This is a genomic window from Salinibacterium sp. UTAS2018 (assembly GCF_004118935.1).
Lineage (GTDB): Bacteria > Actinomycetota > Actinomycetes > Actinomycetales > Microbacteriaceae > Rhodoglobus.
The window spans coordinates 2,752,481-2,778,005 of sequence record NZ_CP035375.1 but is presented as its reverse complement, the minus strand read 5'-3'; the positions used below and the strand labels follow the sequence as shown (position 1 = coordinate 2,778,005).

The 25,525-nt window shown below is 63.1% G+C and carries 25 protein-coding genes and 1 tRNA gene; 7 read left to right on the top strand and 19 right to left on the bottom strand.

Features of this window, described 5'->3' with window-relative positions; all coding sequences use genetic code 11:
• Window positions 1-26 precede the first annotated feature (26 nt).
• Together ESZ53_RS13220 and ESZ53_RS13215 are read right to left on the bottom strand one after the other, a co-directional pair.
• Entirely contained in the window at window positions 27-1,412 is a 1,386-nt protein-coding gene (locus ESZ53_RS13220) for a D-arabinono-1,4-lactone oxidase (protein WP_129073251.1), read from the bottom strand.
• Window positions 1,413-1,458: 46 nt separating this feature from the next.
• A complete protein-coding gene (locus ESZ53_RS13215; RefSeq protein WP_129073250.1) occupies window positions 1,459-2,685 on the bottom strand; it encodes an amino acid deaminase/aldolase in 1,227 nt (408 codons plus the stop codon).
• Window positions 2,686-2,895: 210 nt separating this feature from the next.
• Here ESZ53_RS13215 and ESZ53_RS13210 point away from each other — a divergent pair, with 210 nt between their 5' ends.
• Window positions 2,896-3,198, top strand: a complete 303-nt coding sequence (locus ESZ53_RS13210) for a putative quinol monooxygenase (RefSeq protein ID WP_129073249.1) — start codon at window positions 2,896-2,898, stop codon at window positions 3,196-3,198.
• Here ESZ53_RS13210 and ESZ53_RS13205 read toward each other — a convergent pair.
• On the bottom strand, window positions 3,195-3,422 hold the full coding sequence (locus ESZ53_RS13205) for a hypothetical protein (protein WP_129073248.1): 228 nt from the start codon (window positions 3,420-3,422) through the stop codon (window positions 3,195-3,197). The two genes, ESZ53_RS13210 and ESZ53_RS13205, sit on opposite strands and share 4 nt — an antisense overlap.
• Before the next feature lie 42 nt (window positions 3,423-3,464).
• Window positions 3,465-4,151 carry an MIP/aquaporin family protein gene (locus ESZ53_RS13200; RefSeq protein WP_129073247.1) on the bottom strand — a complete coding sequence of 229 codons (687 nt, stop codon included), beginning with the start codon at window positions 4,149-4,151 and terminating at the stop codon, window positions 3,465-3,467.
• A 66-nt stretch (window positions 4,152-4,217) separates the two neighbouring features.
• Between ESZ53_RS13200 and ESZ53_RS13195 the strand changes: the two genes are divergently transcribed.
• Both ESZ53_RS13195 and ESZ53_RS13190 read left to right on the top strand, forming a co-directional pair.
• The gene (locus ESZ53_RS13195; protein ID WP_129073246.1) at window positions 4,218-5,267 is read left to right on the top strand and encodes a metalloregulator ArsR/SmtB family transcription factor; all 1,050 of its coding nucleotides are present in this window, start codon (window positions 4,218-4,220) and stop codon (window positions 5,265-5,267) included.
• Window positions 5,268-5,330: 63 nt separating this feature from the next.
• Entirely contained in the window at window positions 5,331-5,753 is a 423-nt protein-coding gene (locus ESZ53_RS13190) for an arsenate reductase ArsC (protein WP_129073245.1), read from the top strand.
• 63 nt (window positions 5,754-5,816) lie between these two features.
• On the opposite strand, the gene ESZ53_RS13185 is transcribed toward ESZ53_RS13190, so the two are convergent.
• The 10 genes from ESZ53_RS13185 to ESZ53_RS13140 form a co-directional block, all read right to left on the bottom strand.
• Window positions 5,817-5,890 (bottom strand) — tRNA-Leu (locus ESZ53_RS13185).
• A 39-nt stretch (window positions 5,891-5,929) separates the two neighbouring features.
• Entirely contained in the window at window positions 5,930-7,246 is a 1,317-nt protein-coding gene (locus tag ESZ53_RS13180) for an NAD(P)/FAD-dependent oxidoreductase (protein ID WP_129073244.1), read from the bottom strand.
• Between the two features lie 39 nt (window positions 7,247-7,285).
• Window positions 7,286-8,536, bottom strand: a complete 1,251-nt coding sequence (locus ESZ53_RS13175) for a S8 family serine peptidase (RefSeq protein ID WP_168187251.1) — start codon at window positions 8,534-8,536, stop codon at window positions 7,286-7,288.
• Window positions 8,533-9,102, bottom strand: coding sequence for a DUF501 domain-containing protein (locus ESZ53_RS13170; RefSeq protein WP_129073243.1), 570 nt, complete (start codon window positions 9,100-9,102; stop codon window positions 8,533-8,535). The genes ESZ53_RS13175 and ESZ53_RS13170 overlap by 4 nt, the downstream gene beginning before the upstream one ends.
• Window positions 9,099-9,605, bottom strand: a complete 507-nt coding sequence (locus ESZ53_RS13165) for a septum formation initiator family protein (RefSeq protein ID WP_129073242.1) — start codon at window positions 9,603-9,605, stop codon at window positions 9,099-9,101. The genes ESZ53_RS13170 and ESZ53_RS13165 overlap by 4 nt, the downstream gene beginning before the upstream one ends.
• A 30-nt stretch (window positions 9,606-9,635) precedes the next feature.
• Window positions 9,636-10,916 carry a phosphopyruvate hydratase gene (eno, locus tag ESZ53_RS13160; RefSeq protein ID WP_129073241.1) on the bottom strand — a complete coding sequence of 427 codons (1,281 nt, stop codon included), beginning with the start codon at window positions 10,914-10,916 and terminating at the stop codon, window positions 9,636-9,638.
• Between the two features lie 60 nt (window positions 10,917-10,976).
• Entirely contained in the window at window positions 10,977-11,933 is a 957-nt protein-coding gene (locus ESZ53_RS13155; protein WP_129073240.1) for a CPBP family intramembrane glutamic endopeptidase, read from the bottom strand.
• 27 nt (window positions 11,934-11,960) lie between these two features.
• On the bottom strand, window positions 11,961-13,250 hold the full coding sequence (gene hisS / locus ESZ53_RS13150) for a histidine--tRNA ligase (RefSeq protein ID WP_129073239.1): 1,290 nt from the start codon (window positions 13,248-13,250) through the stop codon (window positions 11,961-11,963).
• A gap of 36 nt (window positions 13,251-13,286) precedes the next feature.
• Window positions 13,287-13,886 (bottom strand): TetR/AcrR family transcriptional regulator, encoded by a 600-nt coding sequence (locus ESZ53_RS13145; RefSeq protein WP_231595631.1) that lies wholly within the window; start codon window positions 13,884-13,886, stop codon window positions 13,287-13,289.
• A gap of 288 nt (window positions 13,887-14,174) precedes the next feature.
• Window positions 14,175-14,831 (bottom strand): YabN family protein, encoded by a 657-nt coding sequence (locus ESZ53_RS13140; RefSeq protein WP_129073237.1) that lies wholly within the window; start codon window positions 14,829-14,831, stop codon window positions 14,175-14,177.
• A 99-nt stretch (window positions 14,832-14,930) separates the two neighbouring features.
• Here ESZ53_RS13140 and ESZ53_RS13135 point away from each other — a divergent pair, with 99 nt between their 5' ends.
• The 3 genes from ESZ53_RS13135 (at window position 14,931) to ESZ53_RS13125 (ending at window position 17,487) form a co-directional block, all read left to right on the top strand.
• Complete coding sequence (locus ESZ53_RS13135; RefSeq protein WP_246837323.1) at window positions 14,931-15,743, top strand: SGNH/GDSL hydrolase family protein; 813 nt, start codon at window positions 14,931-14,933, stop codon at window positions 15,741-15,743.
• Between the two features lie 82 nt (window positions 15,744-15,825).
• Window positions 15,826-16,476 (top strand): thermonuclease family protein, encoded by a 651-nt coding sequence (locus ESZ53_RS13130; RefSeq protein WP_210403805.1) that lies wholly within the window; start codon window positions 15,826-15,828, stop codon window positions 16,474-16,476.
• Window positions 16,477-16,554: 78 nt separating this feature from the next.
• Window positions 16,555-17,487 carry a CPBP family intramembrane glutamic endopeptidase gene (locus tag ESZ53_RS13125; RefSeq protein ID WP_129073236.1) on the top strand — a complete coding sequence of 311 codons (933 nt, stop codon included), beginning with the start codon at window positions 16,555-16,557 and terminating at the stop codon, window positions 17,485-17,487.
• Window positions 17,488-17,503: 16 nt separating this feature from the next.
• Here ESZ53_RS13125 and mfd read toward each other — a convergent pair whose 3' ends face one another.
• From mfd to ESZ53_RS13110, 3 genes are all read right to left on the bottom strand, one after another.
• The gene (gene mfd / locus ESZ53_RS13120) at window positions 17,504-21,190 is read right to left on the bottom strand and encodes a transcription-repair coupling factor (protein ID WP_129073235.1); all 3,687 of its coding nucleotides are present in this window, start codon (window positions 21,188-21,190) and stop codon (window positions 17,504-17,506) included.
• Window positions 21,191-21,310: 120 nt separating this feature from the next.
• Window positions 21,311-21,892 (bottom strand): aminoacyl-tRNA hydrolase, encoded by a 582-nt coding sequence (gene pth, locus ESZ53_RS13115; protein ID WP_129073234.1) that lies wholly within the window; start codon window positions 21,890-21,892, stop codon window positions 21,311-21,313.
• Window positions 21,893-21,918: 26 nt separating this feature from the next.
• Entirely contained in the window at window positions 21,919-22,539 is a 621-nt protein-coding gene (locus tag ESZ53_RS13110; RefSeq protein ID WP_129073233.1) for a 50S ribosomal protein L25/general stress protein Ctc, read from the bottom strand.
• Window positions 22,540-22,853: 314 nt separating this feature from the next.
• Between ESZ53_RS13110 and ESZ53_RS13105 the strand changes: the two genes are divergently transcribed.
• Window positions 22,854-23,570, top strand: a complete 717-nt coding sequence (locus ESZ53_RS13105; RefSeq protein WP_129073232.1) for a FadR/GntR family transcriptional regulator — start codon at window positions 22,854-22,856, stop codon at window positions 23,568-23,570.
• A 72-nt stretch (window positions 23,571-23,642) separates the two neighbouring features.
• Here ESZ53_RS13105 and ESZ53_RS13100 read toward each other — a convergent pair whose 3' ends face one another.
• Window positions 23,643-24,686: an L-idonate 5-dehydrogenase gene (locus ESZ53_RS13100; protein ID WP_129073231.1), complete on the bottom strand. Its 1,044-nt coding sequence runs from the start codon at window positions 24,684-24,686 to the stop codon at window positions 23,643-23,645.
• A 56-nt stretch (window positions 24,687-24,742) separates the two neighbouring features.
• Window positions 24,743-25,516 carry an SDR family oxidoreductase gene (locus ESZ53_RS13095; RefSeq protein WP_129073230.1) on the bottom strand — a complete coding sequence of 258 codons (774 nt, stop codon included), beginning with the start codon at window positions 25,514-25,516 and terminating at the stop codon, window positions 24,743-24,745.
• Window positions 25,517-25,525: the final 9 nt, after the last annotated feature.

Here is a 25,525-nt window from a genome sequence, read left to right as displayed (position 1 = left end):
GTGAGCCTGACTTCGGCCCTAGGCAGCTACTGCCCCAACACTTGGCGCAGATAATCGTTCGCGAATACGCGCCCCGGATCGAGCCGGTCGCGAATGCTCAAGAACTCATTGAATCCCGGATACGCCGTCGCGAGCGATTCGGCTGGCCGGTTATGCAACTTTCCCCAGTGAGGTCGGCCGTCATGCGCCATCATGATCGCCTCGACCTCGCGGAAATACTCGGCGGGGTCTTCGCGCCAATACCGGTGCACCGCGACGTATCCGGTGGCGCGCCCAGACGCGGTAGAGAGCAGCAAGGAGTCCGCAGCAGCCGAGCGCACCTCGATCGGAAACGAAACCCTCCAGCGTTTGTCTGCAATCAGCTTCTGGATGGCGCGCACGGCATCCGGCACCGCTTCGATGGGGAGGGCATATTCCATTTCGCGAAACCGAACCGTGCGATCGGTGACGAAGACGTTGGTCGACACGTCGGTGAACTCGCGATTGCCCGAGAGCTTCACTGCCAGCCGGTTGATCGGCGGGATAATCGCTGGCGCTGCGTGGCCGGCGGCGCTGATGGCACGAAAGACCCCATTGGCCATGAACTCGTCATCAAACCAACGCGAAAACCGGCTGAGCGGATGCCGCGGCGCATCACCCGGCAGACGCGTGTTGCTCTTGGTCAGAGCCGTCGTGGTGTGCGGCCAGACGAAGAACTCGAAGTGGTCGGTCTCGTCACTGCGCTGCAGCCACTCATCGAGCACGACGGCGGACGGTTCGGGGCGCTCCACCGCGTGCAGCAGAAAAGTCGGCACGCACTCGATCGTGACGTCGACAAGGATGCCGAGGGCACCCAAGCTGAGCGCAGCGGCAGGCAGCAGCTGCGGGTTCTCATTCGCGTTCACGCGCAGCACCTCGCCCGCCGCCGTCACGAGGGTGACACCGCGCACTTGGGTGGCGATGCCGCCGAAGCGGGCCCCCGTGCCATGGGTACCGGTCGAGATTGCGCCGGCAATTGTCTGGCGATCGATGTCGCCCATGTTGGCGAGCGCGAGCCCGAGCGGTTCGAGCAGCGCAGGAAGTTCGTGGAGGTTCGCGCCGGCCCCGAGCGTGACGTGAGTGGGCTGCGTGCCGTCGGCGCCCCCGACCGCGATCACGCCCGCGAGCGCGCCCACGTCGAGGTGCAGGCCGTCGGTTGCCGCAATCGAGGTGAAGCTGTGACCGGCACCCCAGGCCTTGACCGTGACGCCTGAGTCGCGCGCGAAGTTCACCGCCGCGATAACGTCGTCAACGCTCTCGGGGCGAGCCGCAAATTCAGGATGGGCGCTCTCAGAACGACCCCAATTGCGCCAGCCGGAGCCGGGACGGAGGGATGCCGGAACCGTGCTCGCGGCGCTTGCAGCCGCGGGCGGCATCCACTCGGGCGTTGTCATCGTGCGGCGTTCTGCGGGGCGGCAGCACTGCCGCGGTTCGATGTCGTCATAGGAAGGCTTTACCCTCGCCGCGATAGGTCGGCACGGTGTCGACGATGCGACCATCGGCTACGACCGCGAATTCGTTGAGGTGCTCCGACAGTTCGCCGGCTTTGGAATGACGGAACCAGACGCGGTCCCCCACCTCGAGGTGCTCAGCGGCGGGGCCGGTCAGAGGTGACTGCACTTCGCCGGCGCCCTCGCGCGGCACATACTTCAGGCCTTCGGGCCACTCGGGCTGGGGCATCCGGTCGACGCCGGCTTCGCCCGAGGCGATCCACCCGCCACCGTGCACCGTCGCGATATCGAGCGAGTATTTGCGGTCGACGGCGAGCGCGAATGCTGCCGCCGGGGCCGGCGTGAAGTGGCTGTAGTTGTCGAACAGGTGCGGTCCGAACAGGCCGCTGCCGGCCGCAATCTCAGTGACCGACGTGTCTTCGGCGGTGGATTCGAGTGAACCGGTGCCGCCGCCGTTCACGAATTCGAGCTCCGCAATCTCGCTTACCGACGCCACGATTTCGCCGCGACGCTCGCGAAGCTCTTTGGCGGATGCCGCCTGCATGACATCGAGGAGGCGACCGAACGCGGCCTTATGGGGCGGTCGGTTGCCGACGCCCGCGATCTGCGCTTCGTACGCCATGATTCCGACAAGCGTGAAGCCGGCACGGTGCACTACGGTACTGGCCAGAGTGCGCGCTTGCGCCGCCGAGCGCACGGGAGAGCGATGTGCTCCGACGTGACCGAGCAGCGGGGACTGGAACGAGGCATCCACATCGATGCACACCCGAATGGTCTCGCGGTGCTGCGGCGACAGCACCGAGTCGACGAAGTCGAGGTGCTCGACCGAGTCGATCATGAGCGTCACGCGTTCGGCGAGCGCCGGGCTCGTGCCGAGCGCTGCGATGGCCGCGCGATCGACCGAGGGGTAGCCAACGACCACATCGTCGATGGTCTCTGCCAGCCACAGCGCCTCAGTGAGGGTGTAGGCCAGAACGCCCCGAAAATCGTCAAGCTCAAGCACGGCATCCATGACTTCACGAACACGGATTGACTTGCTCGCGACACGAATCGGCACTCCGGATGCCCGCCGAACCATGTCGGCGGCATTGTGCGAGAGCGCTTCAAGCGAGAGCACGCCATAGGGAGCATCGAGCGCGTGCGTGGCGTCAGAGAGAGTCTGCCAATAGTGCTCGGGGGTGTGCCAAAGCGTTGCGGGGGTGCTGAGCAGCTTCACGGATTCCTTCGGGCCACGGCGGCGGTTGTCGAGGCACAGCGCGACCGGGGTGGGCAGCGGCGCCGTGGTGGCTCAACTTTCCCAGAACTGCGCGCGCAGCACAACGGGCCGCGCAGGGTTGCGGCTCTCATTCTGCGCCGGTGCGCTGGCCTCGGCGCTCCTCGCGGCTGCCCGCTTGACCGTCGCGCGTCAGTGGCGTTGAGTGTAATCATGACTTTCGTAAACGTAGGCACCCTCGGAGTGAAGCCCGGCCACCGCGATGAGGTCGTCGCGATTCTCACGCGTCGCAGCACAGACCTCGATAGCGCCGGATGCCTCAGTTACGAGGTTGGGGTAAGCGGCGAGCAGCCCGACACGGTGTTTGTTTCTGAGCTGTGGGAATCGGCCGAGGCCCACGCCCTCTCGTTGCAGCTGGCGAGCGTGCAGGCCGCGATCAAAGAAGCGATGCCGCTGCTGAGCGGCGAGATGGGCGGCCACCGCTTCGAGGTTGTCGGATCACCGCTGCGCGACTAAGAACTGCGGTTCGCGCGACTACGTTTTCCGGCGTTCCACCAGAACACCCATGCGATGAGCCCAAAATAGGGAATCGCGAGCAGCACGACCGCCCACACGAGCAGAAAGAACATCGACAGGGTCGTCTCACGGGCGGTGACGATAATGGCCCAGACGCTCGCAGCGTAGGGCAGGATCAGCGTCGCGACGATGACGAAGTGCCACACACTGAAGTTGTCGATCATCGTGACCCCATCGCCATAAATTGAGAATCTATCTGCTTGAGGTTACGCGATTCGACGCTCGGGGAACACCCACCGCACGAGGCCGAAACCGATCGCGGCGCCGATGAGCTGGGCCGCGATGAAGCCGGGGGCCGAGCCGGGGGCGATTCCCGCAAACGTGTCGCTGAACATCCGACCGATGGTGATGGCAGGGTTGGCGAAGCTCGTGGAGCTCGTGAAAAAGTACGCGCCGCCGATGTACGTGCCCACAGCGATCGGCGCAAGGTTCGCACGGCCGGTTCGCACGAGGGCGAAGATCACGACGATGAGTCCGGCGGTAGCGACGACCTCGCTGAGAAAGTGGCTTGGCGTCAGGCGCACGGTCGTGCTGAACGTGACAGCAGCCTGCGCGAACATGAGGTTGGCGAGGATCGCGCCGGCGATGCATCCGATGATCTGGGTCGGGATGTAGAACGCGGTATCGCGCCACGACCGCAGCCCGCTGAGCGAATCCACGATCGAGACGACTGGGTTGAAGTGCGCGCCGCTGACCGTCATGAAGACGAGGATGAGCACGCCGAGTCCAAAGGCGGTCGCGAGGGCATTCTCCAAAAGCTGCAGCCCCGTATCGCCCGGGGAGAGCTGTTGAGCGGCGATACCGGAACCGATGACGACCGCGGCGAGGCCGGCGCTGCCGATAAATTCAGCGGTCAGTCGGCGGGCAAGAGCGAAAGAGCGAGGCGCGGTCATTCGGCGATCATACCGAAACATTGATAACTGTCTATGAATCGCGTGTCCTCGCTTAGACTGAGTGCCATGCCTGCGACCGAGTCATCCGCTCCCGAAAGCGAACGCGCGGTAGCCGAACGCATCGCCCAGAGCATGCGTGCGATCGCTGACCCCACCCGAGTGCAGATTCTGCGCCTACTCATGGATGCCACCGACGGCCGGCGCGGAGTCACCGACCTTGCCGCTCGTCTCGGCCTCACCCAGCCCACCGTGAGCCACCACGTGCGCATCATGGCAACTGACGGCATCCTGCAGAGCACTCAGGAAGGGCGCCAGGTCTGGTACTCCCTCGTGCCGTCGCGCCTTGCCGATGTCTTTGATTTTGTGCAACGCTCCCCCAGCGATGGCGTGCCCGTGAGCGTCGACCCTGCCGTTCTCGAACGAATCAGCAGCGACCTCGCCTTGCGCTTCGCTGGCACCTTCTCCCGCGAGACCATCGCGGGTTATGTCGCGAGCAGTTATGAGCTTCTCCAGCAGGGAGCACCGAGGGATCGCCACCTGTCGTCCCATACATCGCGGTTCGCGGCCGACCGCCTGGGGGCACTGGAAGCGGCTCGGCTTCACCGCGACACCACAGCGACCGCAGGCTCACCAGCATCCAGCGACGCGCCAGCCTCCAGCGACGCGCCAGCGGAGAATGCGGCAGAGGCCACTACCCCCGGCGCGACCCGCCCGACGAGCGTGCTCTTCGTGTGCGTGCAAAATGCCGGTCGCTCCCAGCTGGCCGCTGCCATCCTGCGCTCCCTCGCCGGAGATCGAGTTCGCGTGCTGACCGCGGGATCACAACCGACCGAGTCAATCAACCCGAAGATTGTGGCCGCCCTCGATGAGATCGGCGTCTCGGTCGATGGCGAATACCCGAAGCCCCTCACCGATGAGGTCGTGCGCGGCGCGGATGTCGTCATCACGATGGGCTGCGGCGATGCGTGCCCCATCTACCCCGGCCGCCGCTACCTCGATTGGGAACTCCCCGACCCCGCCGCCATGGCGATGGATGGCGTGCGAGCCGTGCGCGACGACATCGACACCCGGGTGCGCGAGCTGCTTCGCTCGCTGCCGCCGGTGAACGCTGCGTGAACTATCGCGTTCCTGCACCCGCAGCGCTCGCGCAAAGCATAGATATTCATCTATGCTTTGCCTATGACTACCGAGACTGCCCCCGCCACTAAGCCCGTCGTCCTGTTCGTCTGCATCCACAATGCGGGTCGTTCCCAGATGGCCGCCGGCTATATGACGGCGCTCTCGAACGGTGCTGTCGAAGTTCGTTCGGGTGGCTCGGAGCCTGGCAATGAGATCAACCCCACCGCCATCGCTGCGATGGCCGAAGAGGGCATCGACATCTCCCAGGCGGTCCCCCAGCTCATGACCACCGACCAGGTGCAGGCCTCGGATGTCGTCATCACGATGGGCTGCGGCGACGTCTGCCCCATCTTCCCCGGCAAGCGCTACGAGGACTGGGAACTCGTCGACCCTCGCGGTAAGGGCATCGAAGACGTGCGCCCCATCCGTGACGACATCAAGGCGCGCATCCAGAAGCTACTGGCAGAAATTCTGCCCGCCTAGATACCCGATTAAACAACTGAAGGCGGCCGCAGTGCGACCGCCTTCAGTTCGTTAACAACACTGTGCCCCGACAGGGACTCGAACCCTGACTGTGATGATTTTAAGTCATCTGCCTCTGCCAATTGGGCTATCGGGGCACGCAGGCTCCACACTCGCGCGCGGAGCCTGCAGTCACACTACTTGGGGCGTGACGCAAACTCTTCGAATGCGCGGCGCGGTTCTACGCGAGCCTCGATCGAGACAGTGTCGCGACCCCAGAAGAAGTTCGTGATCCAGTTGCTGAAGACGCGAGCCTTGCGCTCGAACATCGGCATCGCCATGCCGTGGTAACCACGGTGCATGAACCAGGCTGGGAAGCCCTTGATCGCGATCTTGCCGGACTGGAAGACACCGTGGTACAGGCCGAGACCGGCAACCGCACCCTGGTTCTTGTGGAAGTAGTCCTTGGGCTCTTCGCCGCGAAGCGAAGCCACAATGTTCTTGGCCATGAGCTTGGCTTGGCGAACAGCGTGCTGAGCGTTCGGAACGCAGAAGCCGCCAACGCCACCACCGGTGAGGTCAGGAACAGCACACACGTCGCCAGCGCCCCAGGCACCCTCGACGATTCCGTCGTCGTTGATGACACGGAGGTCAGCCTGCACGCGGATGCGGCCACGCTCTTCGATGGGAAGGTCGGTGGCACGAACCACGGGGTTCGCCATAACGCCAGCGGTCCACACGATGGTGTCGGACTCGAAGCTTTCGCCGGTCGACAGCTCAACCACGCCATTCACAGCGGACTTCAGCTGGGTGTCGAGGTGAATCTGAGCGCCACGGTCAGCGAGGTTCTTGATAACCCACTTGCTCGTCTCAAGCGAAACCTCAGGCATGATGCGACCCATAGCCTCGATGAGGTGGAAGTGAGTGTCTTCGAACTTGAGGTTCGGGTAGAGCGCCAGCAGCGATGAGGCGAGGCTGCGCATTTCGCCGAAGGCTTCGATACCGGCGAAGCCGCCACCGACAACAACGAACGTCAGTAGACGGTCGCGCTCGGGGCCAGCAGGCAAGTTGGATGCCTTATCGAAGTTGGTGAGGATGCGGTCACGCACCTCCACTGCCTCTTCGATCGTCTTCATACCGATGGCTTCGTCAGCAACACCGGGGATGGGGAAGGTACGCGAAACGGCACCGGCGGTCACGACAACGAGGTCGTATTCCATCTCCCACGAGTCGCCCACCTCGGGCTGAATCGTTGCGGTCTTTGTCGCGTGGTTGATTCCCGTGACCTTCGCCGTGACGACCTTGGTGGTCTTCAGGTGGCGACGGTGAGGAACAACCGCGTGACGAGGCTCGATCGAGCCTGCAGCAACCTCGGGCAGGAAAGGCTGGTACGTCATGTAGGGAAGAGGGTCAACCATGGTGACCTCAGCTTCGCCGCGGCGTAGCCACTTTTCGAGCTTACGAGCAGTGTAAAAACCGGCGTAACCGCCGCCGACAATCAAGATTTTTGGCACGAGTTAGAGTCTCCTAAAAGGGGAAGTTCGCCACCAAACTTACTCCCTCTCGCGCAGACTCCTAAACCGGCGCCAGGCGAGAACGCCGGAACCAGCCAAAATGAGGAAGAAAATACCGTAAACGGCGAGCGGAACGCCCACATTACGAAGCATGCTGACGGTCGGCAACAGCGTTCCCAAGGGACTTGCCGGGCCCGCAATGGTCGTCGTGTCGTTCTCGGGGACCGGCTGCGGCGTGGGACTGAACGTCGGCACCGGGGCGGGAGTTGATTGTGCGCGGCGGTAGATCGTGATCCATTCCGCGAGGCTTCCCATCGGGTTCTCGTCAACCAAGGGCACGTTGGCGTTCACGGCATCCTCAGCATCGATCAATCCGAAACCATAGATAGCGTCGGTGCCGGGAGTACCCGTGTCGTGCGCGGTAGCCACGATGCGGTTGATCACATTATTGGCATCCAGTTCTGGATGCGCAGCACGCACGAGCGCGACGATGCCAGCGACAATCGGCGTTGCTCCACTGGTGCCGTTCCAGAGCACGTGTGATCCGCCGGGCGCAACGCCGACGAGATCTTCGCTCGGAGCTGCAACACCGATCGTGATGCCCTGCGTTGAGGCATTAAAACTGGCGACGCCATTCACATCGACGCCGGCGACGGTCAACACTCCCGGCATTGTGGCGGGAGCACCAACCGAGGTCGTGCCGCTGCCCCGGTTACCGGCGGCCGCAACGACGACCACATCATTTTGCATGGCGTAGAGGAAGGCGCTGTCCCAGCTCGTGGGCCAGTCGAGAGTCTCGCGAGTGAGTGAGAGGTTGATGACGTCGGCACCCTGATCGACCGCGTAGCGAACTGCCTGAGCAATTTGGTCATCCGAGCTAATGGGGCCGCCCGTGAAACCGATCGAGATCGCCAAAATATTGGCTTCGGGAGCTGCGCCGATCACGCCAGCACCCGTTCCGGTGCCTCGCCCCGCGGCCAGAGACGCCACAAGCGTGCCGTGGGCCGGGTTGTCTTCGCCGACAGCCTTCTGCCCGTCGGGGGCGCCCTCACCCGAAAAATCTGTTCCCCCGGTGACTGCGCCGGCAAGTTCTTTCACCGTGCCGTCAACACCGGTATCGATGACGGCGATCGTGACTCCGGCACCCTTGGTGGTTTTCCAGGCAGCCTCGATGCCGTATTCCTGAAGCCAATACTGTTGGTCGCGCACCGCATCCGCGTGCGCGGGTGTCGCTACCAATACGGATGCCAAACTCGCCATCACGACGAGGCCGGCAGCCCAGAGCTTCACTGGCCGCTCTCCGCCGCCTTGCCCGCTGCGGCATTCTGCTCAGCGGTACTCTCCTCAGCGGCCTCTGAGTAGTCGGGGCACTGGCAAATGGCGGGGTTCCACGAGGCGCGCTCAAGAGCGATATCGCCGATGGGATTGATGCCCGGCCCTGCCGCGAGCGTGTGCCCGACGAGGGCGTGCAGGCACTTCACTCGAGTCGGCATTCCGCCGGCTGAAACGCCGGCAAGCTCGGCAACAACTTCGATTCCATCGCGATCAGCGATGTATGCCTCATGCGCCGCCTGGTACTGAGCACCGATTTCGCCCTCCAGCATCGCGGCCAGCTCAGGCATGTGGCCTTCGGCCTCGAGCGTTGAGACGGATGCCGTCGCGGCCGGGTGGCACAGGTAATAGATAGTGGGGAACGGCGTTCCATCGCTCAGGCGCGGCTTCGTTGACACGACGGTGGGAGCGCCGCACACGCAGCGCGCGGCGATACCGATCACATCGCGAGCAGGGCGCCCGAGTTGAAGCGACACAATGCGCACATCTTCATCGCTGACGGCGTCAAACGGTGGGGTGGTCATTGCTCAGGTCCTTCAGTTGCGGGGTCGGTGAGATCGTCGGGGGCTTTGTCGGTGAGACCAGCAGTGTAGATGGACGACACGAGAGATTGCACCCAATCGATCTGAGTCGTTTGGATGCTCGTACTCACGGGCACGCCATCTGCTGTGGTGACCTGATCGGCGTCGCCGGTGACGAGATAGCTCACTTCGCCCGGGTATACGTAGTACAGCCGATCCCGAGCCTGCGATTCGATATACGCGGGGTCATCCCACCGCGCTACGTTCACGTCGAGATCGTCGACGGATTCTTGCGCTTCATCGACCTGCGCCTGAAGCTGCGCGATCGTTTGCTGTTGCTCGATCAGGATGCGCAGGTTCGGCGCAAGAACGACGACGGCGAGTATGAGCAAACCAAGCATGAGCACGGTGAAGCCCGAGAAGCGAATCGTGCGCAGCCAGTGTTCTGGCGCGCTCTCCTCGGGCAACGACACCGCTACCTTTTTTGCTCGTACTCGCCTAGCCATGCGTTCGATGCTAGACGACGCTAGTGAGTGCTAGCCGTTGAACCGCGGGAAGGCGGAACGGCCGGCGTAAACTGCGGCATCGCCGAGCTCTTCTTCGATGCGCAGCAGCTGGTTGTACTTTGCTACGCGCTCGGAGCGAGCCGGTGCGCCGGTCTTGATCTGGCCAGTGTTGAGCGCTACCGCGAGGTCAGCGATCGTGGTGTCTTCGGTCTCGCCGGAACGGTGCGAGATAACAGCGGTGTAGCCAGCGCGCTGAGCCATGGACACAGCATCGAGGGTCTCCGTGAGCGAACCGATCTGGTTCACCTTGACGAGGATCGAGTTTGCCGTGGCGAGCTCGATTCCCTTGGCGAGACGCTTCGGGTTGGTGACGAACAGGTCGTCTCCGACGATCTGAGTCTTCGAACCGATCTCGGCGTTGAGCTGAGCCCAGCCCTCCCAGTCGTCTTCGTCGAGCGGGTCTTCAATCGACACGAGCGGGTACGCAGCAACGAGCTCGGCGTAGTACGCGCTCATCTCGCCAGCCGACTTCGAGGCACCCTCGAAGGTGTACGAACCGTCTTTGTAGAACTCGGTCGCAGCGACGTCGAGTCCAACGGCGATGTCCTTGCCGGGCGTGAAGCCAGCCTTCTCGATTGCTTCCATGAGGAGGTCAAGTGCGGCACGGTTGCTCGAGAGGTCGGGGGCAAAGCCACCCTCGTCGCCGAGGCCAGTGCTGAGGCCCTTGCTCTTGAGAAGATCCTTGAGCACGTGGTAGGTCTCAACGCCCCAGCGAAGGCCTTCGCTGAAGGTCTCGGCGCCGTGCGGGAGGATCATGAATTCTTGGATGTCGACGTTGCTGTCGGCGTGCGATCCACCGTTGATGACGTTCATCATCGGCACGGGGAGCACGTGAGCGTTCGGTCCGCCAAGGTAGCGGAAGAGGGGCAGGTCTGCCGAGTCAGCAGCAGCCTTCGCCACGGCGAGCGACACACCGAGAATCGAGTTGGCGCCGAGGTTCTTCTTGTTCTCTGAGCCGTCAACCGCGATGAGCTCAGCGTCGACGAGACGCTGGTCGGAGGCGTCGAGGCCTTCGATGGCGGGGCCAAGGTCGTCGATAACCGCGTCAACGGCCTTCTGTACGCCCTTGCCGAGGTAACGGCCTTTGTCGCCATCGCGAAGCTCGTAAGCCTCGAATGCTCCAGTGGATGCTCCCGAGGGAACTGCGGCGCGGGAAACCACACCGTCGTCGAGCAAAACTTCGACCTCAACGGTCGGGTTGCCCCGAGAGTCAAGAATTTCGCGGGCGCCAACTGCTTCGATCAAGGCCACAGGGGATCTCCTTTAAGAAAGATTGTTTGGACTATTAGTGGTGGATGTCCGTGTGAAAGCCTACTCCGCGCCAGCGACAGGCGCTGACTCGTTACGAGGCACGGTGGGCTGCGGCGGGGCGGGGCGGAACTGTCCCGTGGCAATCAGCACGATCACGAGAACGAGCGGTACGAGCCATCCGGTCCAGCCCAGGATGCTGGCCTGAAGCGGGTCAAAACTCTCACCGACCATGATGAAGACGAAGGAAAACCCGGCAGCGGCATTGAACGAACCGTGTGCGAGCGCGGCAGGCCAGACAGACACAGATCGGATGCGCAGCCACGCAAAAACGCCGCCAACGACGATGGTCATGCCGACCATGGCCGTGAGCGCGAGCCACCCCGGAGCGCCCGGATAGTTGTAGCCGAGCAGGATGAGGGGCGCATGCCAGAGCCCCCAGATCACTCCCGAAATCACGATGGCGGGAACGATGCCGAGGGGCAGCAGTTTGGGCAGCAGCCAGCCGCGCCAGCCGAGTTCTTCTCCCAGTGCCGGGATGGTGTTGATGACAGCACCGATCGCCACGTTGAGGAACTGTGCCGCCACGAGCAGCTCGATCGGAACCGCTAGCGGTGCTTGGCCAAGCGCCTCAAGCTGGCCGTCGAGCATCGTCTGGTAACCGGAGAAGTTAACGAAATCGGCCGGGTAGACGCCGACAAGCGCTCCGACGGCGAGCGCCGCCAGAATGAGAGCGGGTGGAATGACGAGTGCTAGCGCCAAATAGCGCAGGAACCTGCCGATGGGGCGCACCGAACCGAGCCCCAGCGCCGCACGGCGGGAGCGGGCATCCGGATGCTTCTCCACAAAGAAGACGACAACAAGCGCGGCAATCGCGGGCGTAAACATCATCGCGAGAGCGAACACCGGGAAGAACGGATTTTCGAGACCGCCGGTAAACCACAACGGCAGAGCGAACACCCACGCGAGCCCGAAACTCAGGGAGACAAAGACGAGAATCGGTTTGACCTGAGCGTTCACTGTTCTCCCTCGAAAAGCGGGTGCTATCTAACCACCCAGCGGCTTGAACTCAAGGCTATCAATGCTCACGTTTTCTGCACGGACCGTCGCGAAACTGGTGAAACCGGCATCCCGGAGCTGGTCGAGAAGCTGCGGCAGTTTCTTGGGCCGCGCCTCGAGCCGCACTCGCTTGCCGTCCTTGATCAACGCGGCCTGCAGACGCACGAGTGTCGCCGCCTCAACGTCGGCGTCGTACACGAGGGCGACTTGATCGTCGTCGGTTGCCGCGCCAAGCTCAACGAGGTCAACCAGGCGCTCGAAACCAAGCGAGAACCCCACAGCGGGAACGTCACTGCCCAAGAAACGGCCGATCATTCCGTCGTAGCGCCCGCCGCCACCGAGCGAATATCCGAGTGCCGGATGCGCGACCTCAAAAATGGCGCCCGTGTAGTAGCCCATCCCCCGCACCAACCACGGGTCGAATTCAATGAGCGAGCCGGAATCGCCGCGACCCGCTTCAACCGCGTGACCGATCGCCGCGAGTTCAAGGATGACCTCTTCGGTGACTCCGGCGGGCAGCGCGGCACGGATCGCATCCGCGCTGAATTGAGGACGGGTGTCGGGGGCCGGGCGCCGAAGGAATTCGGCGAGCGCCGCCACCGGAGTGTCCGGAAAAGCGCGCTCGCGAAGCTCAGCAATGACTCCGTCGGCACCGAGCTTGTCGAGTTTGTCGACGGTGATGAGAACTGCTTCGTGCTCCTTGGCAGGGAAGCCGAGAATGCTGAGCGAGCTCGTGAGTAAGCGACGGTCGTTGACCCGGATGGTGCAGCCCTGCACTCCGAGAGCGTCGAGGGTCGCCGCCGTAGCGGTGATGAGTTCGATCTCAGCGCTGGGGCCCGCTTCGCCCATGATGTCGATATCGCACTGCACGAACTGGCGGTAGCGGCCCTTCTGCGGGCGTTCGGCACGCCAGACGGGCGCCATCTGAATGGAACGGAACACCTTAGGCAGTTCAGCACGGTGGGTCGCATAGAACCGAGCAAGCGGAACGGTGAGGTCGAACCGCATCCCCAGGTCAGCAAGATCGAGAGCATCGGATGCCGCCTGCAACTTCTCTGCCGTCAGCCCGCGCTTCATCACCGCGAAGGCGAGCTTCTCGTTGTCGCCGCCCAAGCCAGCATGCAGCCGCGAGCTGTCTTCCATCACGGGGGTTTCGATCTCGTCGAACCCGTGCGCGCGATAGCTGCCCCGGATCACGCCGAGAACGCGCTCGCGCTGAGCCTTTTCTGCCGGAAGGAAGTCCCGCATACCGCGGGGAGGATTAACCGTTGACGCCATGGTTCCTATTCTCTCGCACGCGACAGGGGTTCGCTGCTACCGCGCAACCTCAGCAAGCAGTTGCTCGATTCGCTGACGGTGGTGGCTGACTGCGGCGTTAAAGACGGCGGCGGATGCTTCGCGGTTCTGATTGAGAACGAGGTCGAACTGTACGCCGTGGAACATGTTCACGAGAAGCCGTGCCTCGAGCTGAGCTTGCTCTTCGGTGAGGCCGAACGCGACGAGCGCTGCAGAGCCCATCGTGATCCACTGGGCGAACAGTGGGCGCGTCACACTGAGCTCGTCGCGCTCAACAGCCTCGAGCAGCCCCGCTTCGAGTTCGAGACGCTGGCGGTGCAAGTTTTCGGGCAGCTGCGTCCATTGCCATGACAGATACAGGCTGTTGAAGTAATCGTCGAGGGTGTGAACGGGCAGCCCGGCAGCTTCCTCGGGGCTCGCCCCACGCGCGTTGGCGTGAACGATCTCGCGGATGAGCTCGGCCCGCGTTCCAAAATGGTAGACGAGCGTAAAGGTGCTGACGTCGAGCGCTTTCGCGAGCGAACGGAATGTGAGGCTAGACAGCGGTTTGTCAGCAAGATGGGCAATAATTTGCTGAACAAGGGCTGGCTTGCGCGTCGGGTCGGGTCTGCGTGCCATGGTTATTAACATAACGGTTGTTTGCTAATGAACGAAGCACCGGTTATGATTTCTCCTTGTGCCAGAAACCTGTTATCGGCACCACAACAACGTGAAACCCTCTCACCAAGGGCTTCTCCAGCGCTGGATCGGCAGGACGGGTAATCCTACCGATTCATCAACGCGCGATGCCATTCTGTAAACGATCGACGTGCGATCACATGTCTCGTTTGCTGGCATTGCGCCGGTGCCCTCCTTATTCGGGTTAAGGGGGGCACCACCCTTCCGGGTTTCGGGGAGCGTCGAGACCTAGCTCGACGTCTCGTGTTCCTTGATCTCCTCAGTCAGCTGCCGAAGAGCCGTGCGTAACGCTCGTTCTGAGTCCAAGCCATTAGCTTTCGCGGATGCCACAATCGCCAGCAACAGCGGGCCCAGTTCGTCTTCTTCCGTGACATTGATCGCGCCGGGAGCCGTGGCATCCAGTAGCCCTACTTTGTGAGCACGGCCTAGAAGTTTGTCGGCCAACGCCAACGCGGGCATCTTCGCGGGGATGCCGTCGGTGACACTCGTGCGGTGTGGTTTCTCGACTTTTTTGAGGTCATCCCACACGGCGATCACGTCATCCGCGGTTTCTGCGGTGGTGTCGCCAAACACGTGCGGGTGCCGACCGACCATTTTGGCCGTCATGTTCGCGGCCACATCTTCGAGCGTGAAGCGCCCGGCCTCGGCCGCAATGTCGGCGTGAAAGAGCACCTGGTAGAGCACGTCGCCCAACTCTTCGACCATGTCAGCGTCGTCGCCGCTTTCGATCGCCTCGACGAGTTCGTACGTCTCCTCCACGAGATGCTTCACGAGTGACTCATGCGTTTGATCGCGGTCCCACGCGCACCCGCCCGGGGCCCTCAGCTGCTCGAGCGTGGCGATGAGGGTGTCGAGTTCAGGATGGGGCGCAACAGGCTCGGTCATAGATCCATCCTCCCACTCTCGAAAGTAAGAGGAAATCACGAACACCAAAGGGGTATGTCGCGAGGTCAACCGCGCCCGTCGTCGGTCACTATATGAAACGTGGACCCGAAGAACACGTCTCCCGAGCGCGCCACCGGCATCCCCTCGTCCGCTCCTCTGACACGTCGTGTGGTCGCCGGCTTCATCCACCTTTTTCGGCCGCTGCTGAAGGTCAACCTGCTGGCGTATCGTGTCGACACCGCCAATGCGCTCTTCCCCATCGGGATCCCCGCAGGCGAAGTTGACGCGCCCGCACCTGTGCGGATGCTTTTCGTCGGAGACTCCGCAGCGTCGAGCTACGGGGTACTCAATCACGGCCTCGGAGTCGTCTCGCAAACCGCCCGGAATGTTGCCCGCGAGCTAGCCTCAGGATGCACGTGGACCGCCATCACTGATACCGAACTCACCATGGCTCGCACCGCCACGGAGATCGCTCACGCTGACCTCGACGTCGACATTGTCGTGATTGTGCTCGGCCCGCCCGATGTACTCCTCGGAACTACCGCCACCGAGTGGAGTGCCGGACTGCGCACCATCATTGACACCGTGCGCCGAGGCCGACATCCGGATTGCCCCGTGGTCATCGCCGCGGTGCCGCCGATGTTCCGCTTTCGGGCTATGCCTCGCTTCGTTCAACGGCTCCTCGCGCTGCAGATTACTCGCCTCAACCGAGCCTCGATCACCGTCACCGAGAGTATTCCCGGCATCAGCTACTCACCGTTTCCGAGCCTGGAGACCTGTACCGAGTTCATTCAAGACAGCCTCAATTGGAGAACGGTCCATTCGCGGTGGGGCAAGCAGCTCGGCGCCACCGCCGCGCTTGCCCTTGCCTCCCACCTCGGAAAGGGTCACCGCATTGGCGACGCGGACTAGCGGAACGACAAGTCGGTAACGTTACGTTGCCAGGGCAACCCTACTCGCGCCGCTGAGCCCGCCCGCATGCGAGAATCGTGGCGTGTCTGCTCCCCAAAAACGTACTCGCCTCGTGGGCGTCATCATCGTTCTCGCCCTCGTGGGCGGCGCCGCCGCTGCCGCCTATTCTGGCGCCACCTCGCCGGGTGCAACGAGCGATGGCGCATCGCTGGTGGGAAGCGCGGAGAGCTCGGGTTCGGCATCCGAAGCACCGACGACATCCGCCACCGATACTGCCGCGAGCGAAGCTGAAGCCACGAGCGGAAACGACATCCCCTCGGGCGCTTTCGCGGCGACCGTCAACTATGTGCACGATGGCGACACCCTCTACCTCGACGACGGCACCGAGGAGCTGAAGGTACGCATGATCGGGCTCGACACCCCCGAACTCGCCAGCCAACAGCAGCCGGATGCCGAAGAATGCTACGGAATCGAAGCCCGGGACCTCCTGCGCGACTTCCTCCCGGAGGGCACGGACGTATGGGCGCTCGAAGACCGTGAGCCCGAGGACCGCTACGGCCGCTCGCTCCTGTACGTCTACCTTCAGGACGGCACGCTCGTGAACCTTGCCATGGTCGAACTCGGCGCTGCCGAAGCCCTCAAGGTCGGGCTCAACGACCGCTTTTGGCCCGAACTGCGCGACGCGGAAGACGACGCCTACGCCGCAAAGCTCGGCATGTGGGGCGCCTGCTGACCTCCGCGTGCCCGCACGACTCACACGGAGCGCGTGGACCGGGTCGAGCATCCAGCCAGCCCGTGGCACGATTGGTGCATGCTTGACCCCGCACACCCGCTCATGCTCGCCCTGCTCTGGGTCGTGCTCCTTGGAGTCCTTGCGACCCTTGCGATAAGAACGTTTCGCCGTGACCAACGCGAATATCGTCGTTTTAAGCGCTTTCGCACCACGAAGCGTCGCCAGCTCATGCTGCGCCGCTGGCTGCTGATCTCGTTCTCGCTGTTCGGTGGTCTCGCTCTGGTTACGTTACTGGCAAGTGGAGCATTCGCCACTCCCCTGCTGCGCCAGGTACAGGCTTGGTCATGGGTGTCCTGGCTACTCAACGTGTTTGCCGCCCACCCCACCGTGACCGCTGGGGTGCTGATCGGGCTCGCTATCGGGTTCATTGCGGTCACCGTTCTCGCAATCATCGCGGTGCGCAAAGAGGGCGAAGAGGTGGTGGCCGTCGGCGACGTTCAAGCGATCCTCCCGCGCAACCGCCAAGAGCTCGTGCTGGGCGGATTACTCTCGATCAACGCCGGAGTCGTCGAAGAACTACTCTTTCGCCTCGCACTACCCGCGCTGCTGTTCGCTACCACTGGCAACGCCGTCGTCGCGATTATCGCTAGCCTGCTGCTGTTCGGCCTCATGCACTCGTACCAAGGTCTGGCAGGCATCATCGTGACCACGGTGCTCGGTGCCATCTTCATGGCCATCTACGTGCTCACTGGCAGTATTCTCGTGACGATCATCGCCCACGCACTGATCGACCTGCGCTCGCTCGTGCTCATCCCGATGGCCATCGGGGGCGTTCATCGCATTGATGGTCGCCGCAATCCGCTCGCGTTTACGCCGAAGCCAAAGCCTGTGAGTCTCGAAACGGAGGCCGCCGCAGCAGCGCCAGAAACGCCGGCTCCTGAAGCCCCGGCGCCCGTCTCCGTGGAGGCCGCACCGGCGGAGCCTATCTCCGAAGATTCGCGCCCCGGCTGACACCGCTACCGGTTAGCTACTTCTTCGGTGCGGATGCGGAGCCGGCATCCTTGCTTTCCTTTGCCTCTTTCGCTTTCGCTGCCGCCTTGTCGACGGCAAGCTTCTCGGCAGCTTCGGCCGCGAGTGCGACTTCTTTGAGCTCTTCGACGGTGTCTTGAGCGCCAAACACTGACACCAGAAGATCCTTCGCCCAGTCGATGAGCGCGCCATCGTCGGCACCGGTCGGCAGCGGAATGATCGCCGTCGACGCGGCCGAGTGGTACTTCGAGCCCGGGTACATGCGCTGCAATCGCACTTGCTTGGAGTCGAGAAGATCGGCCGGCGCGATGCGCAGCTTGTCTCCCATGACGACCACTTCGCTCAGCTTCAAGCGTTGCGACATCCGACGCAAACGCGAGACCGCGATGAGGTGCTTCACTTCCTCGGGTGGCTCGCCATAGCGGTCGGTCAGCTCGTCGAGCACACGATCGATGCTGTCGGCGGATGCCGAGGGCGAGCTGGCCGTGGAGAGCTTCTGGTAGGCCTCGAGTCGCAATCGCTCGCTCTCGACGTAGTCTTCGGGAATGCTGGCATCCACCGGCAGTTCGAGGCGCAGTTCGGTCTGACCTTCGGCGACATCGCCACGGAAAGTGGAGACGGCCTCGCCGATCATCCGCAAGTACAGGTCGAAACCCACCCCGGCAATGTGGCCAGACTGTTCGCCACCGAGCAGGTTTCCGGCACCACGAATTTCGAGGTCCTTCATGGCGATCTGCATTCCGGCGCCGAGCTCGTTATTCGCGGCGATCGTGTCGAGGCGTTCGTGCGCGGTCTCGCTCAGCGGCTTCTCTTCGTCATACAAGAAATACGCATAGGCGCGTTCGCGGCCACGACCCACTCGCCCGCGCAACTGGTGAAGCTGGCTGAGGCCGTACTTGTCGGCACGGTCGATAATGAGCGTGTTGGCGTTCGGGATGTCGAGCCCAGTTTCCACAATCGTCGTCGAGACGAGCACGTCGAACTTGCGGTCCCAGAAGTCGACCATCACTTGCTCGAGCGCCGCTTCGGGCATTTGGCCGTGGGCGATCGCGATGCGAGCATCCGGCACCAGTTCGGCAATTTTGGCCGCCACCCGGTTGATCGAGCTCACGCGGTTGTGCACGTAGAAGACCTGGCCTTCGCGCAGCAGCTCACGGCGGATGGCCGCGCCAACCTGACGCTCGGAATACGGGCCAACGAAGCTAAGAATCGGATGGCGGTCTTCGGGCGGCGTCGCAAGAGTCGACATTTCGCGGATGCCCGTGACGGCCATCTCGAGCGTGCGGGGAATCGGGGTCGCGGTCATCGCCAGGATGTCGACGTTGGTCTTGAGCTTCTTGAGCGCATCTTTGTGCTCAACGCCGAAACGCTGCTCCTCATCGATGATGACGAGCCCGAGGTCTTTGAACGCGACGCTCTTGGAGAGCAAGCGGTGTGTGCCGATGACGACATCCACGGTGCCGTCGGCGAGGCCGGCAATGGTTTCGCGTGACTCTTTCTCGGTCTGGAAGCGGCTGAGCGCCCGCAAGTGCACGGGGAAGCCGGCGAAGCGATCGGCGAAGGTTTCCATGTGCTGGCGCACCAACAGGGTCGTCGGCACGATCATCGCGACCTGCTTGCCGTCTTGAACAGCCTTGAAGGCGGCACGAACGGCGACCTCGGTCTTGCCGTATCCGACGTCTCCGCTGAGAAGGCGGTCCATCGGAACCGGGCTTTGCATGTCGGCTTTAACTTCGTCGATCGTCGTCAACTGGTCGGGAGTTTCGGCATACGCGAAGGCTTCTTCAAGCTCGCGCTGCCACGGGGTATCCGGCCCGAACGCGTGGCCCTTGCTGGCCATGCGTGCACTGTAGAGCTTAACGAGCTCAACTGCGATGTCGCGAACGGCCTTGCGCGCTTTGCTCTTGGCCGCCGACCAGTCGGTGCCGCCCATCTTGTTGAGCGAGGGTGCCTCACCGCCGACATAGCGCGACAGCAGGTCGAGCTGATCGGTGGGCACGTAGAGCTTGTCACCGGGGTACCCGCGCTTGTTGGGCGCGTACTCAAGCACGAGAAATTCGCGCTGCGTCTTGACCGCATTACGGCCGCCCGTGCTGACCTGGCGGGTGACGAGTTCGATGAACTTGCCGATGCCGTGGGTCTGGTGCACGACGTGGTCGCCGCTCTTGAGCTGCAGCGGGTCGACGACATTCTTGCGGCGGGTGGCGAGCTTGCGCGCTGGCCGCGAGGCGTAGCCGACCGAGCGGCCGAAGAACTCACCTTCGCTCAACACCGCCAGCTTGGCTTCGGGCATGGCAAAACCATGGTCGACGGATGCGCGAAGCAAGTACGCGACGCCGGGTTCCGTGGTCTCGGGGAATGCCTCAACCGCGCGGCCCGAGAGCTCGCGCTCCCCCAGCAGGTCGGCCGTGCGCTCCACGAGCCCGGTACCTTCGGCAACGATCGCGACCGTCCAGCCGTCAGCGAGCAGCGTACCCACATGGTCGAGAGCACCATCGAGGGTTCCCGCGAACGAGGGCGTGGCGGTGGCATCGATACGCACGTATTCGGATGCTTCTTCGGCCGCATCGATCAGGTTCGCGGCATCCGCTTCGCCCGAATCAAATGTGCTGAGGGTCCACCAGGGACGATCCCCGGCGGAGGCGCGCAGCTTGTTCAGAGTGACAAAGTCACCGGCGTCCAAATCAATGGGCGCTTCGGCCCCAGCGGTCGCGGCGTTCCACGCCGCGCTCAAGAATTCTTGGTTGGTCTCGGCGAGGTTCACTGCACGCGAAGAAACTTTCTCGGGCGAAAGAACCGCAATCGCGGCATCCGGAGGAAGGTAGTGCGTCAGCGGCACGAGCTTGTCGACGAGCGCGGGCGCGAGCGACTCCATGCCGTCGACCGGAATGCCCTCGGCAATCTTCGCGAGCATCGTCGAAAGGCTTGGAAACTCGTGCTGCATTTCGCGAGCGCGCTGCCGCACCGAATCACTGAGGAGCAGTTCACGACTCGGCACAAGCTCGGCGTACTCAATGTCGCCGTCGATTGAACGCTGGTCAGCCACCGAGAACTCGCGCAACTGCTCAAGCTCATCACCGAAGAATTCAAGACGAAGCGGATGCTCATGGTTGGGAGCAAACACGTCGAGAATGCCGCCGCGCACGGCGAACTCACCGCGACGAGTAACCATGTCGACTCGGGAATATGCCAGTGCCACGAGTCGCGCTGACAGAGCGGAGAGGTCGTAGTTGCGACCGCCCTTGGTGAGGATGACCGGTTCGATCGTGATGAGGTTGTCTGCAATAGGTTGCAGTGCTGCTCGAACGGATGCCACCAGCACAAACTGGCCCACCGGGTTCGCCTGCCACTTCGCCAAGTCGCGCAGCGCCTGCATCCGCTTACCCACGGTTTCGGCGCTGGGGCTCAAGCGTTCGTGCGGCAAAGTTTCCCACGCGGGGAACTCCACGATCTGAGCGTCGGGAAGATAGCTGGCGAGAGAGCGGCGTAGTGACTCAGACTCGCGGCCGGTCGCGGTAACCGCGAGCATCGAGCGCGGTGCGTCGGTCGCGGTAAGAAGGCCACCAATGAGGGGCGCCCGTAGCCCTTCGACGAGAGAGAAGTCAGCGCTGCGCTCGGAGTACCGCAGGGCGCTCTCTACGGTTTGGGCGCGCGAAAGTGCTGAGATAATTCCGTCGAGAGTCACCGGTTTACTCTACTCGCGGCCACCGACGCTGCGATGAGAGTTCACCCACAGCGCAGCAGAATTACGCGGGGCACCGAGCGACGTAGTCGCTCGGCACGAGACGGGCTCGCGCCGGCAGAACTAGCGCGGGCTATGGAAGCGTTGCTGGGCCGCTTCGAGACCCTCTTGAGCGACCATGACTACGGCATCCGCAGCATCGCCAAGCAGGTTCGGCAGAACCTTGCGCTCCTCACCCGAAAAGTCACGGAGCACGAAATCAGCGGCCGGCTGGCGGCCGGGAGGGCGACCAATACCGACGCGAACGCGGGTGAAGTCAGGAGAGCCGACAGCGGCAGCAATATCGCGGATGCCGTTGTGGCCTCCGTGCCCGCCACCGGTCTTGAGCTTCACGGTGTCGAAGTCGATGTCGAGTTCATCGTGCACGACAATGAGGCGCTCAACAGGAATCTTGTAGAACCTCATCAGTGCGGCAGTGGGGCCACCCGACAGGTTCATGAACGAATTGGGCTTGGCCAAAATCAGCTTGGGGCCATCGCCGAAGCTGCGGCCTTCTGCCACGGCAGCATTCGCTTTGTGGTTCTTGAAAGTGGCCGACAGCTCGTCAGCCAAATGGGCCAACACCATGTGGCCCACGTTGTGGCGATTACCGGCGTAGCCGGGCCCGGGGTTACCGAGCCCGACTACTAACCATTGGTCATCCACGATTTCTCGCTTGCGGAAGAATCTGATTATTCAGCAGCCCCTGCAGCGGCCTCTGCAGCAACAGCGGCGGCTTCTTCTTCAGCAGCTTCGGCCTCAACCGATGCACGCGGCATGCTGACGGCGACAACGAGAAGCTCGGGGTCGGAGAGCAGGTTCGAGCCCTCGATGAGCTCGATGTCGGCGGCGTAGATGTGAGCGCCTTCTTCGCGGCCCTCGATGTCGACGGTGAAGTACTCAGGAATGTGAGTTGCTTCTGCCTCGACCGAGATGGTCGGAGCGTCGAGGTTCGCGAGGGTGCCGGGAGCCGACTCGCCAGTAACGTGGATCGGCACGTCAACGATGACCTTTTCACCCTTGCGGATGACAACGAGGTCGATGTGCTCGATGATCTGGCGAACGGGGTCCTTCTGAACGTCCTTCACGAGGGCGAGCTGGCTCTTGCCGTTGATGTCGAGGTCCAGAATCTGGTTCGACTTGCGGAGGATGAGGCCGATCTCGTGACCCGGGAGGGCAACGTGGATGGGCTCGGTGCCGTGACCGTAGATGACGGCAGGAATTTTGCCGGCAGCACGGAGCTTGCGTGCAGCACCCTTGCCGAAGGAATCACGAGCATCTGTAACAACGTGGTTTACGCCTGGCTTAGCCATAGTTATCTCCTGTTAAGACCGAAGTCTGTAGAGGGCTCAGTGCCTGCGACGAACAAAGTGCTCGTGGCGGGCTCAGTGCCCAGATCATTGTCTGTAGTTCAACTCGAACGCCGGCAGACCGTAGATCTGCCGCGTGAGGAAAAGCCCTGTGAGGAAATAGCCCTGAGACTTGCCCGCCGCGTCGATAACGGAACCAGATGGTTCCCTCGCCGAAGTTCAACTGCTGAGTTTACACGGTTTGCGCCAGCTGTCAGCCACGAATTCGGGCTCGCAGGGCCACTCAATGAGCGCTACAGAAGCACTACTCTTGAAGCATGCCCGGAAGTCTTCACGCACGCGTGCTCAACGATCTCGGGCTCAGCATCGTTTCGGGCGAGATCTCCCCCGAATCTACGATCCTTGCCGAACAGCTTGAAGAGCGGTACGGCGTCTCACGTTCCGTCGTTCGCGAAGCCGTACGCGTGCTGCAATCGCTTGGCATGGTCGCCTCCGTCAAGCGAGTCGGAATGCGCGTTCTTCCGATGTCGGAGTGGAGTCTCTACGACCCGCTCGTGATTCGCTGGAGGCTTGAGCAGGTCGAGAACGGACGCCAGTTGCGCTCGCTCACCGAGCTGCGCAGCGCGATCGAGCCCCAGGCGGCGAAGCTCGCAGCCCTGCACGCCTCCAACGAGGCCGCCGGCGAGCTACTGGCGCTGGCCGCGCGAATGCGGGCCGTGGGCCGCTCAGGCGACCTCGAATTGTTTCTCGAGCTCGACATCCGCTTTCACTCGCTCGTTCTTGCTGCGAGTGGCAACGAAATGTTTGCCCGCCTTGACCGCGTGATCGCCGAAGTGCTCACGGGCCGCACCCACCGTGGGCTCATGCCAGCGACACCCCACGAAGAAGCGCTGCAGCTGCACGTGGATGTTGCGGATGCCATTCAGGGTAAGCGCCCGGCCGACGCCTACGCCGCGATGGAACGCATCATGAGCCGCACGATCGAAGAGGTCGAGCCCATCTGGGCTGGCGAGCCCCGCATCTTCCTCGACTAGACGCTGCGCTAGATACTCAGCGCGCAAGAAACTCAGCGCGCTAGAAACGCTGCACGCCGCAAACCCAGCACCCTAGAAGCGCAGCAGCACCTTGCCGCTGTTCTCCGAGTCCTTGGCAACCGTAAACGCTTCGTGAGCATCGGATGCCGCAAACTCGTGGGTCACGATCGGCCCCACAACGAGGCTGCCGTCGGCGAGCGCCGCGATCACTTCGTCGATCTCGTCGTTGAAGCGGAAAGACCCGACGAGTTCGAGCTCGCGGGTGATGGCAAGCGAGATGAGCGCGGGCTGCTGGCCTGAGGGCAAAAGCCCCACCATGACAACGCGGCCACCACGAGTGGCACCGCGCACGGCAGACTCGAGACCGCGGTAGCTGCCCGAGGATTCGAAGACGATGTCGGCGTCGACGGCGGCGATGGCATCCGCATCGGTGGCGTGAAGAGTGTCAGTCGCGCCGACCTGACGGGCAATGGCGAGGGGGCCGGCGAACATGTCGACGGCCACGATCTCGCTCGCTCCGGCACGCTTGAGCACCGCAACGATGAGCGCACCGATCGGGCCGGCGCCAATCACGAGAGCCCGTTTTCCGCGAACGTCACCAGCACGCGAGACGGCGTGCCAGGCCACGCTGGCGGGTTCGACGAGAGCGGCGTCGCGCAAAGTCAGCGAGCTGGGGAGTGCTCGCAGCATCCGGCTCGGCAACGTCACGAACTCGGCGAACGCACCTTCGGTGTGCGGAAAGCGCGCGGCACTGCCGAGGTAGGTGCAGCCGGGAGAAAGATTCGGGCGGTCTTCGGGCCAGCGCGGCTCGGTACCACCGGGGGTTGCCGGATGCACGGCCACGGCCGTTCCCGCGACAGGGCCCGTGCCATCAGCGGCCTGCTGAATGACGGTGCCGACAACCTCATGGCCGAGGATCATGGGCGCCTTGAGAATCGACTCCCCCGCCGCACCGTGCGACCAGTAGTGCAGGTCAGACCCGCAGACCCCGCCGAACGCAATCTGGATCACGGCTTCATCGGCGGCCGGCGTGGCCAACGGAATGCTCTCCACGCGCAAGTCATCTTGAGCGTGAATCGTGACCGCGAGAGTTTCGGCGGGGGCTGCACTTGTCATGACAATCTTTTCTGTAGAACGGTGCCGGCAGCGACGCGCGGCGGTGAAGCAGGGTCTTAGACGACGACCGTCATGCCGCCATCGATAAAGATGACCTGGCCGTTGACGTAGTCGGATCCATTCGAGGCGAGCCAGACGGCGGGGCCGCCCAGGTCGGCGGGAGTTCCCCAGCGACCGGCAGGCGTGCGCCCGAGAATCCAGTTATTGAAGGTGTCGTCGTCGACGAGCGCCTGCGTCATCTCGGTGTGGATGTAGCCGGGAGCGATCGCATTGATCTGCAGCCCGCCACTCGCCCACTCCGCCGTCATGGCGCGCGTGAGGTTGCGGATGCCGCCCTTCGAGACCGTGTACGGCCCGATGGTGGGGCGAGCAAGGTCGGTCTGCACCGACGCAATGTTGATGATCTTGCCTTCGCCACGCTCGAGCATGTGCCGGGCGACTTCGCGCCCGACGAGGAACGCGCTGGTGAGGTTGGTGGAGATGACGCGGTTCCAGTCCTCCACGGCGAGGTCGAGCATTGGTTCGCGGTGCTGGATGCCCGCGTTGTTCACGAGCACCCCGATCGCACCGATGGAGGCCTCGATTTCGGCGATTGCGGTGGCGACAGCCGTGGCATCCGCTACGTCAAACGCGCGAGCGTAGACGCGTTCGGCCCCAAACTCGGCGCTGAAGTCGGCGTGAGTTGCGGCGAGCCGCTCTTCATCGCGACCGTTCAGCACGATCGTGGCACCAGCTTCGGCGAGGGCTTGCGCAATAACGCGCCCGATTCCTCGGCTGGATCCGGTAACGAGGGCAATACGCCCGGTGAGGTCAAACAGAGTGGATGCCACAGCTATCTC